The organism is Erwinia sp. OLFS4 (assembly GCF_002752165.1).
Lineage (GTDB): Bacteria > Pseudomonadota > Gammaproteobacteria > Enterobacterales > Enterobacteriaceae > Izhakiella.
Genome location: NZ_MOMB01000038.1, coordinates 1 through 1181, shown reverse-complemented (window position 1 = coordinate 1181; position 1181 = coordinate 1). Strand labels below are relative to the sequence as shown.

Genomic DNA, 1181 nt, shown 5'->3' with positions numbered 1-1181 from the left:
AATTAAGCGATAACTTTTGCCACAACGCCGGCGCCAACGGTACGGCCACCTTCGCGAATCGCGAAACGCAGACCGTCGTCCATGGCAATCGGGTGGATCAGCTCAACATTCATTTTGATGTTGTCGCCCGGCATCACCATCTCTACGCCTTCCGGCAGTTCGATGGTGCCCGTCACGTCCGTTGTACGGAAGTAGAACTGCGGACGGTAACCTTTGAAGAACGGCGTATGACGGCCACCTTCGTCTTTTGACAGAATATAAACTTCTGACTCAAATTTGGTGTGCGGCTTGATTGAACCCGGCTTCGCCAGTACCTGGCCACGCTCGATTTCTTCACGCTTGATACCACGCAGCAGCACGCCAACGTTCTCTCCTGCCTGACCCTGGTCCAGCAGCTTACGGAACATCTCAACGCCGGTACAGGTCGACTTCGCCGTCGCTTTGATACCGACGATTTCAACTTCTTCACCCACTTTGATGATGCCGCGCTCTACGCGTCCGGTTACTACTGTACCACGACCGGAGATAGAGAATACGTCTTCGATTGGCAGCAGGAACGGCAGGTCGATTGCACGCTGCGGATCCGGGATATAAGTATCCAGATGGCCCGCCAGCTCAATGATTTTCTCTTCCCATGCCGCGTCGCCTTCCAGCGCTTTCAGTGCAGAACCGCGTACGATTGGCGTGTCATCACCCGGGAAGTCGTAAGTTGACAGCAGCTCACGCACTTCCATCTCAACCAGTTCCAGCAGCTCTTCGTCATCCACCATGTCACATTTGTTCAGGAACACGATGATGTACGGTACGCCTACCTGGCGACCCAGCAGGATGTGCTCACGTGTCTGCGGCATCGGGCCGTCAGTCGCCGCTACCACCAGGATTGCGCCATCCATCTGTGCTGCACCGGTGATCATGTTTTTCACATAGTCAGCGTGTCCCGGGCAGTCAACGTGTGCATAGTGACGGGTCGGGGTTTCATACTCAACGTGAGAGGTGTTGATGGTGATACCACGGGCTTTTTCTTCCGGTGCGTTATCGATCTGATCGAAAGCACGCGCCTGGCCACCATACTTTTTAGACAGAACGGTGGTGATTGCCGCAGTCAGTGTGGTTTTACCGTGGTCAACGTGACCGATGGTACCCACGTTTACGTGCAGTTTGTTACGTTGAAATTGTTCTTT

General features: G+C 54.2%; 1 protein-coding gene. It reads right to left on the bottom strand.

The window, feature by feature from the left end:
• Positions 1 to 2: 2 nt before the first annotated feature.
• Positions 3 to 1181 (bottom strand): elongation factor Tu (gene tuf, locus BL249_RS06670; RefSeq protein WP_099707644.1); only part of this gene is annotated, 1179 nt, incomplete at its 5' end.